This window comes from Nitrincola salilacus, assembly GCF_046271865.1.
Classification (GTDB): Bacteria; Pseudomonadota; Gammaproteobacteria; order Pseudomonadales; family Balneatricaceae; genus Nitrincola; species Nitrincola salilacus.
Window position 1 is genome coordinate 766099 of record NZ_CP176580.1, and the last position, 22534, is coordinate 788632.

Below are 22534 nucleotides of genomic sequence, written 5' to 3' on the forward strand. Positions count from 1 at the left end.
ATGTCATAATAGAGTGTTTGATGGTATTCTTAATGGTGCTGTAAATAGTACTGGCAAGAGTGCTTTAAGTGTTGGAGATGAAAAATGAACACAGTGACAGCTAACGAACTGAAAACCAAAGGGGTATCAGTTGTAGAGGCTCGTTTAAAGGCTGATGAAGAGGTCATTATCTCTGTGAGGGGGCAGGACCGTTACGTGGTGATGGGAGTGGAAAAGTACGCAAAACTACGTGAGTACGAGCTGATTGTCGCCTTGCAGGAGGCCAAAGCCGATGTTGAGGCGGGTCGTTACACCGCAGAAACTGTCGCGGAGCACATGAAGCGGGTTTCTGATGACGTATAGACTCATTTATCCTGAGAGTTATGTCAGGAAAGCCAAGAAGTTCCTGAAAAAACACCCAGAAGTGCACAACCAATACCAAAAAACCTTGGAGTTGTTAGAGGTTAATCCGCATCACCCATCATTGAGGCTTCACGGTCTCCAGGGCCGTCTAAGCGGCCTGTCTTCAGTTTCAATCAATATGAGCTATCGCATCGTGCTGGAAATGATTATTCAGGATAACGACATCATCCTTGTGGATGTCGGCAACCATGACCAGGTGTACTGACTTTCGGCCTCTCTCGACAAGATTCTATATTTTTATTTATTCTGGTTTTCTAAAGTAGCGTTTGGCTGTTGATAGCTCGTAATATGATCAATAAAAAAGGCCCCTATATCAGAAAGTAATAAGGATAACAGGGATGTCAATTCTCAAGGCTTCACTCGGAGCGTCATTTTTTGCGCCATAGATCGAGTGTAATGCACAGTTTCAAATTCCAAGTGGTTAGAAGCGCGTTGACTCATTGTAAAAGTAACCGAAGGCGCTCTAGATGGATTTATACTGTGCTTACAGATTTCACACAATACACGGCATGAGCAGCAGTCCGGCCTGCTCACCAGTTACGACTACGACGAACTGGGCAAACTGATGCAGGTGGCACTACCCAGTGGCCAGCTCACCGATCATCTGAGTAGCGTACGCCTGCTGGTCAACACCCAGACAGGTGCGATCGCGCAGCGCATCGACTATGATGAATTCGGCAGAGTCCTGTCCGATAGCCAGCCGGGTTTCAACTCTAAGGCAAACGCGAGACAAGAGAGTCAGTCATGCGTGTAATCACTACGGTTCTCAGCCAATACGACCGCGACAGTGGTAGGTGGCTCAGCCGTGACTACAGCTTATGGTTATTTGCGATAGGTCGCCTAAGAAATGAGCCGGAAACACAAAACTAAAGGGTTCGTTGTTGCTGTGCAGTTTCTGTTTTTGTTTGTTATGTTGGTGTATTTGGCGGTAGTGCTGGTACTGTCTATCTGGGATGGGTGCTTGGTAAATTATGCGCAAATTTGCGTAAGGAGTGACTTCGCGGGCTTCGTGCTACTGTATGCAATTCAGTTTGTTGCGGCAGTGTTTTTATTGTTGTACTTGGTCAGATTTTTCAGGCGATGGCCAAATGAACTATGTCAGCTTGATGCGAAAGGCGGTGTGGCTTTCGTTTTGACGTCGATGCTACAGCTACTGGGGTTTGTGGGAAAGGTGTTGCTTGCCGTTTTGTTAGTTTTTCTGCTTGCTGCCGGGTGGAAGGTGCTGTTTTGATTAGGCAGGAGTACAGCCTTTTGTAATTCCGGATGGTGATTTTGTAGCTCTTGATGCATGACAGGGAAAGAGTATGCGAGTGATTAATCAACAGTTAGCCAGCCAGCTTCTAGATCCATCCGGTATCAGAATTGGTGATTGGAATGAGCTGCTATGCAGTCTTCAGCTTGGAGGTGTATTACACCGGTCGTACTCACCCCCAGCAGAGGCACTCGAATTGTATGTTGCTGCACATCGGCTTGCGCAATGGGTGATCTCTGGCAACTGGACTTTATTGCAAGTTGATAACTCGACATCACCCACAGAAGATGAAATCGCTGTTTTTGAAAAGCTTATTTTTAACGGTGAACAATCTTGGGATGTGGCGGAACAGCGCACGTTTTTACTTGAGGGAGCAGAGCGACTGTCAACTTTGGTGCTGCTAATTTACTTCGCACTGCTCTTCACATGGCATATTCATCTAGCATCGGAAGCCTCATTGGAGGGGCGGCGTCTTGCGCTCCAAGATGGGGGGGCTTATTTCTACGGAAATGATTCTACTCTTCAAGATGCTGATGAGCTGATTGTCAGTTTAACCACTGCACCCTTAAAGCTGTAAACGAGCAGATCCGCTGCGAACCCTTCACAACATGATCCGCAGCTTGGTGCTGCGACTGATTATACAGTAAGTCTTAGCCCAGGTGTGCCAGCGAAAAGCGTGCCCGGAGGGGGCTTTATCATAGAATGGATTTATTCACCTTCAGAGGTGTTTAGAAAGTAATGAAAATCCCTTGTTATAAAAGAATCAATATTCCTGTTCTAATTTTAGGAGTCGCCTTGCTTGTTGGGGCTGGTGTCATCATCCATACAGGCAAAGTCCGACTTCTACAATTGGGTGATGAAAGGTATATCCTTGCCTTTATTCAGTTATTTTTTGGTATTCTCTGTGTTGCTTTGTCGACTCAGCGCTGCTGGGGCAAGAAAAACAACCTGTAAAAAAGATCTGTATCTATCACCTGGTTGTGTGCACCTACAAAGCAATACATCGTTTTGGATGTAGTGGACGACGCGGGAAGGTGGTGCTTCGTCAGGGGCATTTCCACTTTGGAAGTCAACGCTTTGGAGTTGAGCGAGCTGGCAAAACTCTTTTCACGTTGCGCGGATGAAATGGATTAAGACGAGGGCTGGGAACATGAGCATTTGTCAGATTATCTACCCCTCATCCTGATTACCCTCATTAATCTTCTTCATCCGGTAGGCAAGTCGCGAGCGGGTTAATCCCAGCAGTCTGGCGGCGGCTGACAGGTTGCCGTCAGACTGGCGGACCGCCTCGCTGACCAGCAGCGCTTCCAGCTTGTCGAGGGAGGGGCCGACTGCGTTGGCTGGGGCGAAGCGTCGAAACTGTTCCAGGGCCGATTCTTCGCTGTCCTGACTCAGCTCTCCTTCTGAGCTGATGGTGTACAGCAGTGCTCGGGTGGTTTCTTCATCCCGGAACAGGTGAGATAGGTCGATAAGTGATCCATCTTCGGCGGCGATGACACCCCGCTCGACAAGATTCTGCAGCTCCCGGATATTGCCGGGGAAGCGGTAGTTGAGCAGGGAGCGCATCGCTTTCAGGGTAAAGCCCCGGATGTTGCGCTCGTGTCGCTGGTTGTAGTACTCAAGAAAGTGGGACAACAGCAGTGGTATATCGTCACGCCTCTCTCGCAGGGGGGGCAGCAGAATCGGAAATACATTAAGCCGGAAAAACAGGTCTTCGCGAAACTCCCCTCTGGCGACCGCTTCGCGCAACTCGACATTGGTTGCGGCGACCACCCGTACATCGACACTGATGAGGCTGGTACCGCCGACACGCTCTAACACCCCCTCCTGTAATACTCGCAGTAGTTTACCCTGGGAACTTGGACTGAGTGTGGCGATCTCGTCGAGGAACAGGGTGCCGCCATGGGCGCGTTCGAAGCGGCCGGGGCGTGATATTGTGGCACCGGTAAAGGCGCCTTTGTCGACACCAAACAGCTCTGACTCGATCAGCGTTTCGGGAATGGCGGCGCAGTTGATGGCTATGAATGGCTCCTCTTTGCGGGTGCCAATTTCATGCAGCATACGGGCAAACAGCTCTTTGCCCACACCGGATTCGCCGGTAAACAGTACGGTTGCACGGGTGCTGGCAACCCGTCGCAACATGTGGCAGGAGGCAATAAAGGCGGAGGATATGCCTATTAACTGACGTTCACCCAGAGCCGGCAATTGAGTGTTTGCAACCGGCAACGGCGCGGCGGCAGGTAGCGATCCTGATCCTGTATTGCTCTGACTGACAAAATCTTCAGCATTCAGATAACGCAGATCTTCATCGACATCGCCCCACTTCTCTACGGTCTTACCGATCACGCGGCAGGTGGAGTGTCCCATCGAGCGGCACTCTACCTCCCGGAATACCGTCAGACGCCCCAGCAGTGTGGTCACGTAGCCCATGGCATACCCCAGTTGCATCCAGCATGCGGGTTCGGTTCCTATGCCGTAGGCGGAGATATGTTCATCATCTTCGCTGGAGTGATGCCACAGAAACTCGCCATCGTAGGTGCCTTTTTTCGGATCGAACGCAAAGTGTATGGTTTCAACCTGCACCACTCCCTCCAGTGAGTGCAACTGAGTGCCGGCAAAGAAGATCGCTTCGGGATCGGCATCGGGCCAGCGCTCCCGCACCAGTTGTGCATCCCGCACTCCGGAACTGTAACCCGCCCGGGTCAGTAGTCCCCTTGCCCGCTCAATACCCAGGCGTTCGATCAGCTCGCGCCGCAGGCTGCCCAGCGTTGAGTTATGCATCAACACCATCCGTTGGCCGTCCAGCCAGATACGTCCGTCTTTAGGTGAGAAGTGCAGATGCTCAGACAGTTGACCAAAATCCAGGCCTGAGCCTTCGGTGAGGTTGTCACTGTCGCCCGCTGGTAGTTCAGCAGCGGGCGTTTTTGGCAGATTCGGTTGACCTGAAGCGGGAGTGGAAGGCATCGGGTTGTACTCATCTTATCGTTATTTTTAACAAAAATATTAAGTGTTTCTGCAGTATTTAACAAACTTATCAATTGTTATTGAATTAAACAATTGTTGTGCACTGCAATTAGAAATTAAAACTTCCGCTCTATAACAGCCTGTATTTGCATGCGCTATGTGGATGTTGCGTTGCAATAAAAAGAGCCTCGAAAAAATCTGGCACAGCGATTGCTCTATCGAGATAAGAATAAAAAAATCCGTCCTGATCTGTATTTGGACGGGCAACACGCTGGAGGTTCTATTGTGTCGAATGTAGATGGTGACTCAGGTTTGTTGAGTTCCTCCCACTGGGAGGGGCTGATTTTCGATGGTAGCTGGAAAGCAGCTAACGGTGGCAGTGCCGCAGTGATTGAGCCGGCAACAGGAGTAGAACTTACCCGAACCGGTATGGGGGACGCTGCCGACATCTCTATTGCTGCGCGCAGTGCGGCTGAAGCTCAGGCTGAATGGGTGAAAATGCCCTGTCGTGAGCGGGCAGAGATTTTTTATCGTGCTGCTGAAATCCTGCAAAAAGATTTTGAATCGGCAAGAACCTGGATCGCCCGCGAAACCGGTGGTCTCTTTGCCAAGGGCGAGCATGAGGTGCGCGAGGCTATAGTGATTCTGCGCCGGGCGGGATCGATGCTGCTTGATCCGAATCAGGGTCTGGTGCTGCCTTCGGCATCTGGCACGCTTTCCTTTGCCAAGCGCCAGCCTCTGGGTGTTATCGGGGTGATCTCGCCGTTCAACTTCCCTCTGATTCTTTCTCTGCGTGCGGTTGCGCCTGCGCTGGCTGTCGGTAATGCCGTGGTGCTTAAGCCAGATCCGCGTACTCCCGTGAGTGGCGGTTTCATTATCGCCCGCGCATTTGAACAAGCAGGGCTGCCAAAAGGCCTGTTGCATGTGATTCCTGGCGGGGCTGATGCCGGTGAGTCGCTGTGTACCGATCCTCATGTGCGCATGATTGCTTTTACCGGGTCGACTGCAATCGGGCGTCGCGTCGGTGAGCTGGCCGGACGCCATCTGAAAAAAGTGATGCTTGAGCTGGGTGGCAAAAGCCCCCTGATCATTACCGAGGATGTTGATCTTGATATAGCGGCCAGCAATGCCGCCTGGGGAGCCTGGTTCCATCAGGGGCAGATCTGTATGGCATCAGGAAAGATCATTGTGCATGAGTCGATTGCACAACAACTGATTGAGCGCCTGGTAGCTAAAGCCACTCACCTGCCTTTCGGTAATCCCGTGGATGGCAATGTAGCGCTTGGGCCGATCATCAATCGCAGTCAGTTGGAGCGTGTCGACGCCATCGTTAAAGACAGTGTTGCCGCTGGAGCCGTGCTGGAAGCCGGAGGAGAGCCTGAGGGCCCCTACTACCGGCCGACAGTCTTGTCGGGTGTTAAGCCCGGGATGCGCGCCTACAACGAGGAGTTCTTCGGACCGGTGGCCAGCATCATCACTTTCCGTGATGACGAGGAGGCGATCAGCATCGCCAATGACACTGAGTATGGACTGGCTGCGGCCGTTATCTGTCGCTCAGTGAGTCGGGCAACCGCAATCGCTGATCGTCTGAGTGCCGGCATGGTGCATGTCAATGATCAGACCGTCAACGATGAATGCATCAACCCCTTTGGCGGGCGTGGCGCTTCCGGTAATGGAGGCAGCATCGGCGGGCCTGCGGACTGGGATGAGTTCTGCCAGTGGCAGTGGGTCACCGTCAAGGATGCTCCGCATGCGTATCCATTTTGAGATCAGTCATTCAGTTTAACCCCTTTAAATCTAGCAACATGGCTGGCGCCCCCCCTTCACGCCACCGTGTTGCAAGGTTTAATTCAAAGCAAAGGAATAACAATATGAATAACAAATTCCGCTTACAATCCATGTGCTTGAAATCTCCAAGGCTGAAGCCACTGGCTGTGGCCGTCTCACTGGCTGGCGTGATGTGCATACCCAATGCACTCGCCTACCAGATCGATACCGGTAACCCCGATATCCGCCTGCGTTGGGATAACACGCTGAAATACAGCAATGCGTTCAGGCTTAAGGAGCGCTCCGATATTCTGGTTAATGATGTTAACTACGATGATGGTAACCGTAACTTTGATAAAGGCCTGATCTCCAATCGACTCGACTGGCTGACGGAAGTAGACGTCCGCTATAAGGATTATGGTGCTCGTGTCAGCGCGGCTGCCTGGTATGACTCGGTTTATAACCGCAGCAATGATAACGATTCACCCTTCACCAATAACTCCACCAGCGTTGCATTCAATAAGTTTACCGATGAAACCCGGGACCTCCACGGGCGTAAAGCCGAGCTGATGGATGCCTTTGTTTACGGAAATTTTGATCTGGGCGATATGCGCAGCAATCTGCGTCTGGGGCGTCACTCGCTGGTGTTTGGTGAGACCCTGTTCTTCGGTGCCAATGGTATTGCAGATGCACAGGGCCCCATCGATCTGATCAAGCTGCTTTCCGTACCTAACACACAGTTTAAAGAGGTGCTGCGGCCGGTTAATCAGCTCTCAGGTACTTTGCAGATCAATCCTGAACTCTCTCTGGGCGGCTACTACCAGTTCTCCTGGGAGGAAACCCGTCTGCCGGGTGTGGGTAGCTATCTGTCAAATATCGACTGGGCAGGCCCCGGCACTGAGTCGCTGCTCGCGGGGCCCGGTGTGCTCTGGAAGCATACCTCCGATGTGGAACCGGATGATTCCGGACAGTTTGGTCTGCAGCTGCGTATCGCTCCGGAAGAGAGTGATTTTGAGTATGGTCTCTACTATGCCCGTTATCACGCCAAGACCCCTTCTGGTTTCTACTTCGATCCGGTAGGGCAGAGTATCCGTACCGTTTATGCTCAGGATATTGACACTGTGGGTGCCAGCGCCACGACCTCTATCGGTCAATTGAATCTGGCTGCTGAGGCGTCGATGCGCTTCAATGCTCCACTGAACAGCGATCCGCAGATCTCCATCGGCCAGACGGCTGATAATGATGACAACATCCTCTATGCCGTGGGTAACACCGCTCATGCCAACCTCTCTGGCATATTCGTGTTGCAGCCAAACGCTTTATGGGATGGTGGTGCACTGTTGGGTGAGCTGGCGTGGAACCGGGTTGTTTCCATCGATAAGAACCCGAATGCGCTGGATCCTAATACCACGCGTGATGCCTGGGCGATGCGGATGATCTTTTCACCAGCGTACTTCCAGGTGTTGCCAGGTCTTGATCTCGAGCTGCCGGTCGGTCTCGGTTACAACTTCGGAGGCCGTTCCGGTGCTGTTGCCAATATGAATGGCGGTGCATCTAACGGTGGTGATTTCAGTCTGGGCGTGCATGGAACCTATCGCAATACCTGGAAGTTTGGTGCCAGCTATCTTCGCTTTCTGGGTGATGAATTCAGTTTCGTGACGCCCCAGAACTCAGCGGCTCCAGCTCTCTCCTTCAAGCAGACCCGGGGTGATCGCGACTTTCTTTCGTTCTATGTCCAGCGCAGTTTCTAACCGAATTCAGTGGAGATAAAAATAATGAAAAGAACACTAAAAGTACTAGTTACAAGCATCACGCTGGCTCTGGCCTCGCAGTTGTCGCTGGCTGCAGTCGATGCGCAGACCGCTGAGCAGCTTAATACCACACTCACTCCATTTGGCGCAGAACGGGCAGGAAACGCAGATGGCACTATACCCGAGTGGCAGGGCGGCTATACCAGCGTTGCTGAGGGTTACAAAAATGGTGAGCCACGTCCGGATCCCTTCGCCAGTGACAAGCCGCTGTTCACCATTACTGCAGCTAATATGGATCAGTACAGTGATCAGTTAAATGATGGGCTCAAAGCCCTGTTTATGAAAAATCCCGATTTTCGCATGAACGTCTATCCCACTCAGCGCTCTGCAGCCGCACCGCAGTGGGTATATGACAATACATTTAAAAATGCCACCAGTGCTGTGCTGGCGGCAGATGAAACATCTGTCAGTGGTGCTTATGGTGGCATCCCCTTCCCGATACCTGCAACCGGTGCCGAGGCGATGTGGAATCATCGTCTGAGCTGGTCCGGAGAGTCGGTGGAGTTTGCATTGAAAACCTACATCGTCACCGCCGATGGACGTCGTGCACTGGCCAGTGAAGGCGATGAGTTGATGCAGTTTCCCTACTACTACAAAGAGGGTGATATCGCCAGCTATAGCGGCGTCAGCCAGCTAGGTCGATTCATTGTCACTGGCCCTGCATCTAAGGCAGGTGAGGCGATACTGGTACATGACCCGTCTGTTGCGGATAAAGGCCGTGCTATCTGGCAATACCTGGTGGGTCAGCGCCGGGTGCGCAAGGCGCCATCGGTTGCCTATGATACTCCTGATTTCGTGACTTCAGGTGTCGGCCTGTTCGATGAGGCATTCATGATGTTCGGGCCTATTGATCGCCATAACTACAAGCTGATGGGCAAAAAAGAGCTCTTTATTCCGTATAACAACAACCGTGCTGCTCAGGTGAGTATTGATGAGCTGATGGGCGAGAATTTCCTCAATCCGGATATTGTCCGCTGGGAATTACATCGGGTCTGGGTTGTTGATGCTGAGCTCAAGGCTGGCATGCGTCACACCGTTCCCAAGCGCACCTACTATATCGATGAAGACAGCTGGAAAATTGTCCTGTTCGATGGCTGGGATGCGAAAGGCGACCTGTGGCGCATGAACTACTCCCTGACCTATCTGGTACCTGATCTGCCAGCCTTGGTAACCAATGTGATGTGGGGCGGTTATGACCTGCAAACCAGTGCTTACTATTTTAACGCTGCGATGAACGGTGGTACCCCTCACTACCGGGTACGCGAGCCTGTCTCTGAAAATACATGGAGTCCGGTAGAGCTGGCCAACCAGGGCTCTCGTTAACAGGCTCTCGTTAAAAATCCGCTTTCGGTGATCGCCTTGATATGACTGTGAAAATGACAGCATGTCAGGGCGATCATCAGGAGATATCTTGATGGTCATATTTTCTAATCCAAAGTTAAGGCTGGTCGGTTGTCTTCTGCTGCTGATAGCCGGGCAAAGCTGGGCATCTGTGGCCGCCGAAACCGGTTTTACGGCACTTGATAAACCCGCGCAGATCTCTGCTCAGTCACCACATAAAACGATATTGTCGGTCGGGCGTGCTGGCCCGCGGCTGGTGGCAGTGGGAGAGGAGGGCATCATTCTGTTATCAGACGATAACGGTCAGCACTGGAGCCAGGTGGCATCACCTGTGTCCGCAGCACTGACAGAAGTGCAGTTTGTTGATGCCCGGCATGGCTGGATTGTTGGTCACTATGGTGTGGTGCTGGCCACGGTGGATGGCGGAGAAACCTGGCAGAAACAGCTGGATGGCATTCAGGCCGCAGAGCTTCTGTTGGCGGATGTTCAGGCGCGCAGAGGCGCTGAGCGGGAGCTGAGTGAAGCACAGCGATTAATTGAGGATGGACCGGATAAACCCTTCCTGAATCTCTACTTCAGTGATGCCCGCAACGGCTTTGTTTTTGGTGCCTATAACCTCATCTACCGGACCCGCGATGGGGGCAATAGCTGGCAGCCCTGGCTGAACCGCCTTGAGAACCCGATGGGCCTGCACCTTTATGGTATGGCTGAAGCGGATGGTGTGCTGATGATTGCCGGTGAGCAGGGAATGCTGCTGCGCTCAACAGATGGTGGCGAGCAGTTTGAAGAGCTGGATTCACCTTATGAAGGTAGTTTTTTTGGTGTGATCGCTGATTTTGATGGTGCCTTTATTGTGTATGGTCTGCGTGGGCATCTGTTCCGCTCTACTGATGGCGGGGAAAGCTGGAGCCAGCTTGAGACCCGGGAGGAAGTCGCCCTCAGCGCGGCATCAGTTCTGGAAGATGGCCGTCTGCTGGTAGCCAGTCAGAGTGGCTCACTGTTGATTAATCAACATGGCTCTTATTCTAACTCAGTTTCCAGTTCTGACTTTGCATCTGTGCCGGATCTACCCGCGCTGCCGTTAGCGGGCGTTGTGCAGTCGGCTGACGGAGCCGCCATTGTTGCCAGTCTTGCCGGTGTTCACCGATTTGAGCTGCCCGGGCGTATCGCTCTGGACAGCGCGTACGGCAGCGTGAAGGAGTAGCCTTGTGAATAGTGCGAATAATGTAACAACCGCCAGGACAGATGAGCTGCCGGATGATTTCGATCTTCATTCAGGATCGCTTCTTGAACGGATGGTATTTAATCAACGTCGGCTGGTGCTGGCGCTGTGTTTAATCATCAGTATTGCCCTTGGCTGGCAGGCGACTCAGCTGGGATTGAATGCCAGCTTTGAAAAGATGATCCCCACCGGGCACCCGTATATCACTAATTTTCTTGATAATCGCTCCAGTCTTGCCGGGTTGGGTAACTCTCTGCGAGTCGCCGTGGCCGTTAAAGAGGGCAGCATTTACGATCAGCAGTATCTGCAAACACTGCAGAAGATCAATGATGAGCTGTACTTGATGCCGGGGGTTGACCGGCCCTATATGAAGTCCCTGTGGACACCCAGCACGCGCTGGATTGCCGTGACAGAGGAGGGCATGGATGGCGATACGGTTATTCCCGGTGATTATGATGGCTCCGAAGCGAGTCTGGAACAGGTCAGGCTGAATGTTCAGCGCTCCGGCGAGATAGGTCAGTTGGTGTCTGCTGATTTTCGCTCCAGCATCGTTTATGTGCCGCTGCTGGACAGAGACCCGCGCACCGGTGAAGCACTGGATTACGGTGATCTTTCCCGTCAGTTGGAGCAGCTGCGGGTGAAGTATCAAGGGGACAATATTGAGATCCATATCACCGGTTTCGCCAAAATTGTCGGTGATCTGATCGAAGGGATGCAGCAGGTTCTGGGGTTCTTTGTGCTGGCGGTGGCGATTGCCACGGCGGTACTGTTTGCCTATACCCATTGTCTGCGCAGCTCGTTACTGGTGATGGGCTGTTCGCTGATCGGCGTGCTCTGGCAGTTGGGAATGTTGTCACTGCTGGGCTTTGATCTGAACCCCTATTCGATCTTGGTCCCCTTTCTGGTCTTTGCCATCGGTATCAGCCACGGTGCTCAGAAGATGAATGGCATCATGCGGGATATCGGCAGTGGTATGCCCTCTTATGTGGCGGCACGCCATACTTTCCGGCGTCTGTTTCGTACTGGTATGGCCGCACTGGTGACCGATGCGTTTGGCTTTGCCGTACTGTTGGTGATCGATATCGGTGTTATCCGTGAGCTGGCCATTGCCGCCAGCCTCGGGGTGGCAGTTCTGATTATCAGTAATCTGGTGATGTTGCCAGTCTTGCTCTCCTATATCGGTGTGACGCCTAAGGCCGCCGCGCGCTCTGTACGTCATGATGCGGGTGGGCTTGAAGCAGATGTTTTGCCGGGCCGTCTATGGCAGTTTTTTGCACTGTTTACGCAGCGCAAGTGGGCCTTGACTGCGCTGGGGGTTGCCGCCTGTCTGGTAGTATTTGGCAGCACGATGAGTAGCCGTTTGCAGATAGGCGACCTGGATCCAGGTGCACCTGAGCTGCGGGCCGACTCCCGTTACAATCTGGATACCGCATTCATGGCGGATAACTATGCGGCCAGCTCCGATATCTTTGTAGTGATGGTCAAAACCGAAGTGGATAGCTGCACCCATTACTCGGTGCTATCGAAAGTCCGAGAGTTAACCACTCAGCTAGAGCGCTTGCCTGGTGTTGAATCGACCAATTCCATGGCTCGACTCTCCCGTTATGCGATGGTTGGTTACAACGAGGGTAACTTTAAATGGCTGGAGCTGATTCCGAACAATGCCGCGTTGGGTGCAGTGCAGGCAAGGGCACCGCGGGAGCTGTTTAACTCTGATTGTAGTTTGCTGTCGGTCTATGTCTATCTGAAGGACCATAAGGCCGACACGCTCAACAGTGTTGTTGAGGTGGCTGAGGCCTTCGCTTTGCAGCACAACGATGAAGAAGCCCAGTTTATGCTTGCCGCAGGCAACTCCGGTATCGAAGCGGCAACCAATATCGTTGTTGAAAAAGCGATGAATCAGATGATGTACATGGTTTATGCTGCAGTGATTATTCTGTGCTGGATCACCTTCCGCACCTGGCGTGGCGTAGTGGCGGCGGTGCTGCCGTTGATGCTGACATCAATCATGTGTCAGGCGTTGATGGTGCACCTGGGGATCGGTGTGAAGGTCGCTATCCTGCCAGTTATCGCACTGGGTGTTGGTATCGGCGTCGATTATGCGTTGTATGTGTTATCGGTGCTGTTGGCGGGATTGCGCCATGGCATGACAGTGGCTCAGGCTTATCAACTGGCACTGCGACAGACCGGCCGGATCGTTATGCTGACAGGTGCAACGCTGGCGGTAGGTGTGGCGACCTGGGTATTTTCGCCAATCCGCTTTCAGGCGGACATGGGGATTCTGTTGGCCTTCATGTTCCTGTTCAACATGCTGGGTGCGTTGATCCTGTTGCCAGCGCTGGCCCATTTTCTGCTGGGTCCGACTGTTCAGGCACAGCCTGATAACAGCAGTGCGGCGGTTCTGGAGAAAAGCAATAAGCCTCAAGATGATGACAAGAAAAACCAGTCTTTAACAAAGGAGCACAGTCATGCTTGATCTGCAGATAAAAGGGATGCTTGAACAGGCGGCTGCAGCCGGTGCACCGGATTTTGCTGATCTGCCTCCGGTAGTCGCCCGTCAGGTGTATAGCCAGATACTGACGTCCATGGATGTTGCGGTTAATGATGCAGTGGATATCAGTGATCTGAGTATTCAGGGGCCTGCGGGTGAGCTGAATCTGCGTTGTTACCGACCGCATGGATTAACCGATCCGCGCGGAGCAGTGCTCTATCTGCACGGTGGAGGTTTCGTGGTTGGCTGTGCACGGGATTATGACGGTGTGGCTAGTCATCTGAGCGCGCTGTCAAACTGTCTGGTGGTGCAGGTGGATTATCGACTGGCGCCGGAATCACCTTTTCCTGCAGCGGTTGATGATTGCTATGCCGCCCTGTGCTGGCTCAACGAGCATCTCAAAGAACTGGGCGTAATGTCTGGTTCTGTCGCCATCGCCGGTGATAGTGCCGGAGCCTGTCTGGCGGCCGTCATCTGTTTGCTGGCGAGGGATAACGGCGGTCCGAACATTCAACATCAGACGCTGATCTACCCGACCACCTCTGCAGTCGAAACACGGTTCAACTCATATCAGCAATATGGTGAGGGCTATACCCTGACGACGCGGAGTATGGGCTATTTCATGGAGCATTATCTGAGTGGCGCTGCCGAACCGGTGGATTTCCGCCTGGCACCCCTTGAGGCGGAGGATCTTTCCGGTTTGCCTCCGGCGCTGATCCTGGTGGCCGGATATGATCCGCTGCGGGATGAGGGTCTTGCTTATGCGGATGCTCTGTTGGCTGCCGGAAATGACGCGACGCTGATCGAATATGCAGGTCTGGTCCATGGGTTTATCAGTATGTCCGGAGCGGTTTCCGCAGCCGGTCTGGCGGTTGATCAGGTTGCTGCGGCCTGGCGGCAGGCTTTTGCTGCCGTTTCGTAAAGCATGGTAATAGCTATGAGAAGAGCCACGATAATAACAACAGGAGCGAAATATGAAAATTCAAGCGGCTGTTGCCCGAACTGTCCACGGGCCACTGACTCTGGAGAGTCTCGAACTTGAAGAACCGCGCGCGGATGAGATTCTGGTGCGGGTGGTTGCGACCGGCGTGTGTCATACCGATATAGTCGTGCGAGATGGGATGCTGCCAACACCGATGCCGGTGGTGCTGGGACATGAGGGTGCAGGCGTTGTTGAGCGGGTTGGGTCGGGGGTGACCAAAGTTGCTCCTGGCGATCATGTGGTGATGACCTATAACTCCTGTGGTGGTTGCCCCAGCTGTGAAGACCATGCCCCCAGTTACTGTCATGAATTCTTTCCGCGTAACTTCTTTGCCACCCGGGACGATGGTTCAACGGCCCTGTCAAAAGAGGGTGAAGTGATTCAGAGTAATTTCTTCGGTCAGTCCTCGTTTGCCACTCACGCGCTGTGCCATGAGCGTAATATCGTCAAAGTGACTGACGCGGTAGCACTGGACCTGCTCGGGCCGCTGGCCTGTGGCGTACAGACCGGTGCCGGGGCGGTGATCAATGCGTTGCAGGTTAAAGCGGGCAAGTCGATTGCGGTGTTTGGTACCGGATCTGTCGGTTTGTCGGCGGTGATGGCGGCACATGCCGTGGGTGCAACCACTATTATTGCGGTTGATATGAACGATGAGCGGCTGGCGTTTGCACAATCTGTGGGTGCCACACACTGTTTCAATCCAGGCAAGGGAGATGTGACGGCTGCCATCATGGAGATCACCGGATATGGTGTTGATTTTGCACTGGATACAACCGGGCTGACTCAGGTAATCAAAGGCGCTGTACTGAGCCTGGCCCCGCGTGGGGTCTGCGGTATTCTGGGTGCATCAGCCCTCGGCAGTGAGATTATCCTCAATGAGGTGCACTTTATGAGCGGAGGGCGCCGCCTGATTGGAATTGTTGAGGGCGACTCCGACCCGGACACCTTTATCCCGGAACTGATCCGCCTTTATCAGGAGGGACGTTTTCCGTTCGATAAGATGATCAAATTCTATCCATTAGAACAGATCAATGACGCGATCGCGGATTCTGAATTCGGTATTACGATCAAGCCTGTTGTCAGGATGCCTTAAGGGTTCTCTTCTTCACTGATGCTGAGCACCTGAATAGACTGCTGATCTATCTGCCAGCGGATATTCAGGTGATAGAGAGTGAGGCCATAAATACGTGCCTCTTCCGTGCGCTTGTAGGCGGGTCTGGGATCGCAGCGCAGGACTTCGCTGATCTGCTGCTGCAGTGACTGGCCCAGGGTTTGGCTGAAATAGGCGCACTGCTGCCGGGCTTCGTCACTGAATTCGACCGGCAGGTCCAGTAATTCTGCTTCAGGTGCCAGCGTAAAGGTGGAATCGCTGACGCTGTCGGCATAAGGTAGATAAGGTTTGATATCCAGCACCGGGGTGCCATCCATCAGGTCGGCACCCGACACTTCCAACCACAGTCCCTTGCTGTCCTGTTGGATCCCTTCGAGCCTGACCACCGAGAGCCCGATCGGGTTGGGGCGAAAGGTGGAGCGGGTCGCAAACACCCCCAGCCGCTTGTTGCCGCCGAGCCTGGGCGGTCTGACCATCGGTTTCCAGCCCTGTGATGCCGTGGCGCTGAAGATGAAGATCACCCAGATATGACTGCACTCATCCAACCCTCTGAAGGCATCCGGTACATCATAGGGGGGCAGCAGTTCAATACGAGCAGGGACGGATGAGGCCAGCCCCGGCTGTCGTGGAATGCCGAACTTTTCCTGATAGGGGCTGCGGACGATACCGATGGGGTTGAGTGAATAGGGTGTCATGCTTGTCTCATTGGTTCAGATCAGACTGAAGGAGGCGTCATTACAGGCGCCTGTAAAGGCGCACGGTGCTGTATCGGCAGCGCATAGCTCCAGTGGCGAGCACCTTTCTCTAGCTGTTCTGCAAGCCTGTGTATATGGCTCAGACCATCCATCAGCGCGATACTCTCAGCAACCGGTAGCTTACCTGAAACGGATGCCTCCAGCAGCTGTGCCTTGAGATTCTGATACTCTTTTTCCAGTTGCTCGATCAGGTGGTGGGCTTCATTACCCTGTATCAGACTGTCCTGACGGATCTCGCACAGATCAATCAGCTCCGATACCTTTTTCTGAAACTCATAGACGGCCTGGCGAATGATGGTATTTTCTATCTGGCTGAACGCTGAATAATAATCAGGCATGCGAGAAGAGAGTCGTGCCGCTTCACCATAGTAGCGTGCGACGCGCATCGACATGGGCAGCAGCTCATTAATTTCAGCATTCAGATTCTGCCGGCTGAGCTCCTGATTAAAGTCGCCGATCTGACTGATCAGCGACTGAATGGTTGTGACCTGCCTGGCGACGCTTTGCGGTGCATCCGGCCCGGCGTTGAGTGCTTCATGTGCAACACGAGTGCACAGTTGGCTCACTCTGGCGAGCTCCAGACAGATCGCCTCTACCGCCAGCGAAGGGGTATGTACGATGTTGTTATCGAGATAACGTGGGCGTGCCTGATCTTCATCCTGACTGCGAAAGCGTCGCAGCAGGAACCGCTCCAGCGCGCTGGTCAGAGGCCACATCATGGCGACACCCATCAGATTGAACAGGGTATGGAACAGAGCCAGCAGAATCACCAGATTGAACTGCAGTGGATCCAGTGAGTCCAGGAAACCTGCCAGCAGCATCAGCAGTATCAGTCCCGTTGCGCCGGTCAACAGATTGAATATGACATGTGCCGCTGAAATACGCCGGGCATTCGCTGTTGCTCCGATCGCCGCGAGAATGGCCGTAGTGGTTGTGCCAATGTTGGATCCGATAACAATGGCCGCCGCTGCCGACAGTGGGATAGAGCCGGTATGCACCAGCGACAACGCAATGGCCATCACTGCGGCAGAAGCCTGCATCAGAAAGGTCATGACAAAACCGGCCAGCACGAACAGCGTGAGTGCCACAGGTCCGGTTCCGAACTGTGTCAGCGGGATATGCTCACTCATGCCATCAAAGCCATGACGCATGAAATCCAGCCCGATGAAGAAGATACCGAAACCAACCAGAGCCAGCCCCAGATGCCCGGTACGTTTTTGTCCGGCGATTAGCTGCAACACCATACCAGCGCCGATCATGGGCAGTGCAAAGGCACTGATCTTGAACTGGAAGCCGATCAGGGCGACGAGCCAGCCGATCATGGTGGTGCCGACATTGCAGCCATAGATCACGGCAATGGATTGGCCCAGAGTCAGCAGACCGGCATTGACGAATCCGATGGTAGCGACCGTCACCGCACTGGAGGATTGCACCAGTGCGGTGATCAGCGTGCCGGAAAAAAGACCGCGCAGGCGTGAGCGGGTGGCAAATTCGAGCGCTTGGCGCAGGCTCTGACCCGCTGCCTGTTTCAGGCCATTGGTCATCAGTTGCATGCCCAGCAGAAACAGGCCTATACCGCCAAAGAGTTGGCTCAGCAGCTCCAGTGTCATCTATTCATCCATCAGTTGACTGTACTCACTATAGGAGGATAGCTATATGCCTTCAACTACTTGCCTACAACTACTTGCCTACAACTACCTGCCTTCAACCGCCACTATCTGGAGAAGGTGTTCTTGCGATCACCCATAGATCAACCTTTAAGGCACCTCTTGCCTTGAGCAACTGGGCCAGTTGATCCGCTGTGCTGCCGGTGGTCATGACATCATCGATCAGTGCGACATGTTCAGGTGGGTCGCGGTGGATGGCGAACGCCTGCTCCAGATTATGGCGTCTTTGTTCGGCACTTAATGTCATCTGTCGCTGAGTGTGGCGGATCTTGCTCAGCATGCGATGATCACAGGGGATCTGCAGATGACGTGAGAGCTGATAAGCCAGCAGCGTGGATTGATTGAACCCTCGGTTGATCTCGCTCAGTCGGTGCATCGGGACGGGGACCAGCAGATCAGGTTTGTCCGTGCAGACACTTTCCAGATACTCGGCCATCACATGGCTCAGCCAGCCCAGTGTTGCCACTTTTTTGTGATACTTGATGTCGGGGATCAGGCGATTGAGTGGGAATTGATAGTGGAAGGGCACCAGAGTTCGGTCGATGGCCGAGGGATAGTCGTTGCAGTGCTGGCAGGGTTGCTCATTCGAGAGAGGCAGTGGCAAGCCGCAACGTTGGCAGGCATTGAGGAGCCAGGGCAGGTCAGCGTGGCAGGCTTCGCAGAGGCCGTTGGGTAGCGAGTAAGGAGAGGTGCATAGGTGGCATTTCTGGTTAATAAATAGTCTATTGTAAACCTGCTTGATAAACATGGGTTGACAGCTCCATCTGTCCGGTTAATATGTGTCACCTTGGCCGTTCACTGGCCACCACCCATATCCTGCAGAGGAAAGTCTGACTATGCAAGCCGCTTCAGCCATCCGCCATGACTGGACAGTCGAACAGGTTCTGGCGCTTTTTCAGCTGCCATTCAATGACCTGATGTTCAGAGCTCAGTCGGTACACAGGACCTATTTTGATCCCAATGCTGTGCAGGTCAGCACACTGCTGTCGATCAAGACCGGTGCCTGCCCTGAGGACTGTAAATACTGCCCGCAGAGCTCGCATTACAACACCGGTCTTGAGGTGGAGCGCCTGATGAAGGTCAGGGAGGTGTTGGAAGAGGCCGAAGCCGCAAAAGCCAAGGGCGCCAGCCGCTTCTGCATGGGCGCTGCCTGGAAGCAGCCGCGCGCCAAGGATATGCCCTATGTCATCGAGATGATCAAAGGGGTCAAGGCCCTGGGGTTGGAGGCCTGCATGACGCTGGGGACCCTGCAGCCCGAGCAGGCACAGGATCTGGCGGATGCCGGGCTGGATTACTACAACCATAACCTGGATACCTCACCCGAATTCTATGACAGCATCATCACGACTCGCAGCTATCAGGAGCGTCTGGATACCCTGCAGCATGTACGCGATGCCGGAATGAAAGTCTGCTGCGGTGGCATTCTCGGGATGGGCGAGAGTCAGCGTGACCGTATCGGCCTGCTGATGATGCTGGCCAATCTGCCGGACCATCCCGAATCGGTACCGATCAATATGCTGGTCAGAGTCGAGGGGACACCACTGGCCGATGTTGATGAGCTGGAAGCCTTTGAGTTTGTGCGCACTATCGCAGTGGCCCGCATTCTGATGCCAGCCTCACATGTGCGTCTGTCGGCAGGGCGTACCGAGATGAACGAGCAGATGCAGGCGCTGTGTTTTCTGGCGGGTGCCAACTCCATTTTCTACGGTGAAAAACTGCTCACCACCGAAAACCCTCAGGCGGATGCCGATCGTGCTCTGTTCGCCAAGCTGGGGATTCATCCCGAAGTGCGCGAAGATCTGTCGGACAGCTCCCGCGAGCAGGCGATACTGCATGCCATTTCAGAGCAGCAGGATCAGCAGCGCTTTTATGATGCGAGCTGCTGATGGCGTTTGAGGCACTGCAGACACGTCTGGATGAGCGTGTCAGTGCAGACCTGTACCGTCAGCGCCGGATATTGCAAAGCGCTCAGCGGCCGGAGGTGGTGATCGATGGTCGGAATTGTCTGGCATTTTGCTCCAATGACTATCTGGGGCTGGCGGCGCATCCTGAGTTGATCAGCGCTCTGCAGAAGGCTGCTTCGCACTATGGTGTCGGTGGTGGTGCATCACATCTGGTTAATGGCCATACAGCTGCGCATCATGCACTGGAGGAGGAACTGGCTGAGTTCACCGGGCGTGACAGAGTCCTGCTCTTTTCGACCGGTTATATGGCTAATCTCGGTGTGATTACGGCTCTGCTGGGCCGTAACGATGTAGTGCTTCAGGATCGCCTGAATCATGCCTCTCTGCTGGATGGCGGTTTACTTTCCGGTGCCCGTTTCATGCGCTATCAACATAATGATATCGCCAGCCTGCAGCAGCGCATGGCACGAGTGGATGCGGATAATCGCCTGATCGTGACCGATGGTGTGTTCAGTATGGATGGCGATGTGGCGGACCTGCCTGCACTGGCCGGGGTAGCGCGTGAGCAGAATGCCTGGTTGATGGTGGATGATGCCCATGGCTTCGGCTGTCTGGGGCAAACAGGAGGTGGCTGCGCGGAGCATTTTGGTCTGGGGCAGGATCAATTGCAGGTACTTGTCGGCACGCTGGGTAAGGCCTTTGGTACTGCTGGTGCGTTTGTAGCGGGCTCCAATCTGTTGATCGAAACACTGATCCAGTATGCGCGCAGCTATATCTATACCACCAGTATGCCACCGGCGGTAGCGGAGGCAACACGGACCAGTCTGCGCCTGCTGCAGCAGGAGAGCTGGCGACGTGAGCATCTGAACACACTGATCAGCCGTTTTCGACAAGGCTGCAGTCGGCTGGGTTATCGCTTGATGGCATCCCAGAGCCCGATACAACCGCTGTTGATCGGCGATGCGGGCAAGGCGGTTGCCATCAGCCGGGCGCTGGAGGCACGGGGGATCTATATCAGTGCCATCAGGCCGCCGACAGTACCTGCCGGAAGTGCCCGGCTGCGCGTTACGCTGAGTGCCGCGCATTCAGAAGCACAGGTGGACAGGTTGCTGGATGCTCTGGCAGATCTCAGCCATATGCAGCAGCTTGGCTCTGGTTATCACTGCTCTGATCTCAATGGCTCTGAACAGGAGACTCCTGATCATGCTGCAGGTTGACGTCCGTGGCGAAACAGGGCCCGAGCTGGTGCTGTTGCATGGCTGGGGCAGTTCTGCCGATGTGTGGGAGCCGGTGCTGGCTTGTTTGAGCCGGTCGTTTCGACTCACGCTGATCAATCTGCCGCAGCAGCTTTCTCCGGTACAAGGATCTTCTCCGGTACAAAGCTCTTCTCTGGTAAAAGGTTCTCCCGATCAACTGACCAGTCAACTCGTCAGCAACCTGCTGGCAGTGGCGCCGGATAAAGCGATCTGGTTGGGTTGGTCGCTTGGTGGTCAACTGGCACTGGCTGTGGCCGAGGCGGCACCGGAGCGTGTGGCTGGGTTGGTTGGTGTGGCCAGTAATCCATGCTTTATCCAACGTGAAGATTGGCCGGATGCGATGGATAAGGCGCTTTTTGCACAGTTTGAGGAAGCGCTTGTATCTGATGCGCGCAAGACGCTGAAACGCTTTGTGCTGCTTCAGGTACAGGGCTCGGAGAATCAGCGCCGGGAAGTGATGCAGTTGATGGCAGCGCTGTCTGAGGCAGATCCGCAAACCCTGCAGTGTCTGTTAGGTCTGTTGAGGTTGGATATGCGACAGGCATTAAAAACACTGCAGGTACCGTGCCTGTACATGCTGGGACAGAATGATCTGCTGGTACCGGTGTCTCTGGCAGATCAACTGGTCAGGTTACGCCCGGATGTGCAGGTACTGATTCAGGAGGGCGCCGCGCATGCCCCTTTCCTGACTCGACCCGAGGTATTTTCAGAACAGGTGACGACATGGGCTCGGCAGATATCATTTTAAGATCAGCGCTGCAGCAGAATGCAGGGCTGCATGACGATCAGTTACCTGGCTGTTTACAGCAGCAGGCCCCTTTGCGAGACTCTTTGAGAGACAAGCGTCAGGTGGCGAGCTCCTTCAGTCGTGCTGCTGCCAGCTATGACAGTGTCGCAGGGTTGCAGCGTGATGTTGCAGATCGACTTGCGTCCTGGCTTCCTGTGGCATCCGTGGAGCGCGTGCTGGATCTGGGCAGTGGCACCGGCTATTCTCAGCCAACCCTGTGCAGTCACTATCCTGATTCACAGCTGTTGAGCCTGGATCTGGCGGAAGGGATGTTGCGCCATGCGCGTGAGCAGCGAGATCTGCCAGGCGTATTGCCGGTCTGTGGCGATGCCGAGCAGCTGCCGTTCGCAGATCAGGTAGTGGATCTGATCTGGAGTAGTCTTGCGATACAATGGTGTCAGCAACCTCAGGAGTTGTTCCGTGAGCTCTGGCGAGTCCTTCGGCCGGGTGGCAGAGTGTTACTGAGCACGCTTGGGCCTGCAACACTGCATGAGTTGCGTTATGCCTGGGCCGGTATAGATCAGGACCCACATGTTAATGAGTTCATTGCACGGGAGCAGTTGCTTGCTCATGCCAGCGCTTTTACAGTAGGTCGCGCCGAGGTGCAGACACGGATGCTTGAGTTTGATTCGCTCTTGTCACTGATGCAGGAGCTTAAAGCGCTGGGTGCGCATAATACCAACCCCAGACAGCGCAAAGGGCTGGGTGGGCGCGCAGTGCTCGACAGGTTACAAAAGAGATACGAGTCCTTCAGGGCTGCAGCAGGCAGCCTGCCGGCAACCTACGAGATCCACTATATCGAGCTGATTAAGGAGTCATGAG

Annotated in this window: 19 protein-coding genes; 15 read left to right on the plus strand and 4 right to left on the minus strand. The window is 54.0% G+C overall.

From position 1 onward, the window contains the following. Positions 1 to 84 precede the first annotated feature (84 nt). The 4 genes from ACK3CJ_RS03515 (at position 85) to ACK3CJ_RS03530 (ending at position 2231) form a co-directional block, all read left to right on the plus strand. Positions 85 to 342, plus strand: coding sequence for a type II toxin-antitoxin system Phd/YefM family antitoxin (locus tag ACK3CJ_RS03515; protein ID WP_409525032.1), 258 nt, complete (start codon positions 85 to 87; stop codon positions 340 to 342). Further along, on the plus strand, positions 332 to 607 hold the full coding sequence (locus ACK3CJ_RS03520; protein WP_409525033.1) for a type II toxin-antitoxin system YafQ family toxin: 276 nt from the start codon (positions 332 to 334) through the stop codon (positions 605 to 607). Before ACK3CJ_RS03515 ends, ACK3CJ_RS03520 begins: the two co-directional genes overlap by 11 nt. Before the next feature lie 360 nt (positions 608 to 967). Then, a complete protein-coding gene (locus tag ACK3CJ_RS03525) occupies positions 968 to 1156 on the plus strand; it encodes a hypothetical protein (protein WP_409525034.1) in 189 nt (62 codons plus the stop codon). A 550-nt stretch (positions 1157 to 1706) separates the two neighbouring features. Further along, a complete protein-coding gene (locus ACK3CJ_RS03530) occupies positions 1707 to 2231 on the plus strand; it encodes a hypothetical protein (RefSeq protein ID WP_409525035.1) in 525 nt (174 codons plus the stop codon). Between the two features lie 593 nt (positions 2232 to 2824). Here the strand turns inward: ACK3CJ_RS03530 and ACK3CJ_RS03535 are convergent. Further along, positions 2825 to 4618, minus strand: a complete 1794-nt coding sequence (locus tag ACK3CJ_RS03535; RefSeq protein ID WP_409525036.1) for a sigma 54-interacting transcriptional regulator — start codon at positions 4616 to 4618, stop codon at positions 2825 to 2827. Positions 4619 to 4903: 285 nt separating this feature from the next. Between ACK3CJ_RS03535 and ACK3CJ_RS03540 the strand changes: the two genes are divergently transcribed. The 7 genes from ACK3CJ_RS03540 (at position 4904) to ACK3CJ_RS03570 (ending at position 15325) form a co-directional block, all read left to right on the plus strand. Next, entirely contained in the window at positions 4904 to 6385 is a 1482-nt protein-coding gene (locus ACK3CJ_RS03540) for a benzaldehyde dehydrogenase (protein ID WP_409525037.1), read from the plus strand. Positions 6386 to 6489: 104 nt separating this feature from the next. Continuing rightward, on the plus strand, positions 6490 to 8136 hold the full coding sequence (locus ACK3CJ_RS03545) for a DUF1302 domain-containing protein (protein ID WP_409525038.1): 1647 nt from the start codon (positions 6490 to 6492) through the stop codon (positions 8134 to 8136). A 24-nt stretch (positions 8137 to 8160) separates the two neighbouring features. Then, complete coding sequence (locus ACK3CJ_RS03550) at positions 8161 to 9519, plus strand: DUF1329 domain-containing protein (protein WP_409525039.1); 1359 nt, start codon at positions 8161 to 8163, stop codon at positions 9517 to 9519. Between the two features lie 91 nt (positions 9520 to 9610). Then, positions 9611 to 10741 (plus strand): WD40/YVTN/BNR-like repeat-containing protein, encoded by a 1131-nt coding sequence (locus ACK3CJ_RS03555; RefSeq protein ID WP_409525040.1) that lies wholly within the window; start codon positions 9611 to 9613, stop codon positions 10739 to 10741. 4 nt (positions 10742 to 10745) lie between these two features. Continuing rightward, positions 10746 to 13235, plus strand: a complete 2490-nt coding sequence (locus tag ACK3CJ_RS03560) for an efflux RND transporter permease subunit (RefSeq protein ID WP_409525041.1) — start codon at positions 10746 to 10748, stop codon at positions 13233 to 13235. Beyond that, the gene (locus ACK3CJ_RS03565) at positions 13228 to 14172 is read left to right on the plus strand and encodes an alpha/beta hydrolase (RefSeq protein ID WP_409525042.1); all 945 of its coding nucleotides are present in this window, start codon (positions 13228 to 13230) and stop codon (positions 14170 to 14172) included. The genes ACK3CJ_RS03560 and ACK3CJ_RS03565 overlap by 8 nt, the downstream gene beginning before the upstream one ends. 52 nt (positions 14173 to 14224) lie before the next feature. Next, a complete protein-coding gene (locus ACK3CJ_RS03570; protein WP_409525043.1) occupies positions 14225 to 15325 on the plus strand; it encodes an NAD(P)-dependent alcohol dehydrogenase in 1101 nt (366 codons plus the stop codon). Here the strand turns inward: ACK3CJ_RS03570 and tsaA are convergent. The 3 genes from tsaA to ACK3CJ_RS03585 form a co-directional block, all read right to left on the minus strand. Beyond that, on the minus strand, positions 15322 to 16038 hold the full coding sequence (gene tsaA / locus ACK3CJ_RS03575) for a tRNA (N6-threonylcarbamoyladenosine(37)-N6)-methyltransferase TrmO (RefSeq protein WP_409525044.1): 717 nt from the start codon (positions 16036 to 16038) through the stop codon (positions 15322 to 15324). The two genes, ACK3CJ_RS03570 and tsaA, sit on opposite strands and share 4 nt — an antisense overlap. A 20-nt stretch (positions 16039 to 16058) precedes the next feature. Next, the gene (locus ACK3CJ_RS03580) at positions 16059 to 17708 is read right to left on the minus strand and encodes a Na/Pi cotransporter family protein (protein ID WP_409525046.1); all 1650 of its coding nucleotides are present in this window, start codon (positions 17706 to 17708) and stop codon (positions 16059 to 16061) included. A gap of 94 nt (positions 17709 to 17802) precedes the next feature. After that, positions 17803 to 18513 (minus strand): ComF family protein, encoded by a 711-nt coding sequence (locus ACK3CJ_RS03585; RefSeq protein ID WP_409525047.1) that lies wholly within the window; start codon positions 18511 to 18513, stop codon positions 17803 to 17805. Positions 18514 to 18601: 88 nt separating this feature from the next. Here ACK3CJ_RS03585 and bioB point away from each other — a divergent pair, with 88 nt between their 5' ends. Genes bioB through bioC form a run of 4 tightly spaced genes read left to right on the plus strand, consistent with a single transcriptional unit; the run spans position 18602 to position 22533 of the window. After that, on the plus strand, positions 18602 to 19651 hold the full coding sequence (bioB, locus tag ACK3CJ_RS03590) for a biotin synthase BioB (RefSeq protein WP_409525048.1): 1050 nt from the start codon (positions 18602 to 18604) through the stop codon (positions 19649 to 19651). Continuing rightward, a complete protein-coding gene (gene bioF, locus ACK3CJ_RS03595) occupies positions 19651 to 20886 on the plus strand; it encodes an 8-amino-7-oxononanoate synthase (protein WP_409525049.1) in 1236 nt (411 codons plus the stop codon). Before bioB ends, bioF begins: the two co-directional genes overlap by 1 nt. Then, on the plus strand, positions 20873 to 21673 hold the full coding sequence (locus tag ACK3CJ_RS03600) for an alpha/beta fold hydrolase (protein ID WP_409525050.1): 801 nt from the start codon (positions 20873 to 20875) through the stop codon (positions 21671 to 21673). Before bioF ends, ACK3CJ_RS03600 begins: the two co-directional genes overlap by 14 nt. Next, positions 21649 to 22533, plus strand: coding sequence for a malonyl-ACP O-methyltransferase BioC (bioC, locus tag ACK3CJ_RS03605; protein ID WP_409525051.1), 885 nt, complete (start codon positions 21649 to 21651; stop codon positions 22531 to 22533). The genes ACK3CJ_RS03600 and bioC overlap by 25 nt, the downstream gene beginning before the upstream one ends. The last annotated feature ends 1 nt before the right edge of the window (position 22534 follow it).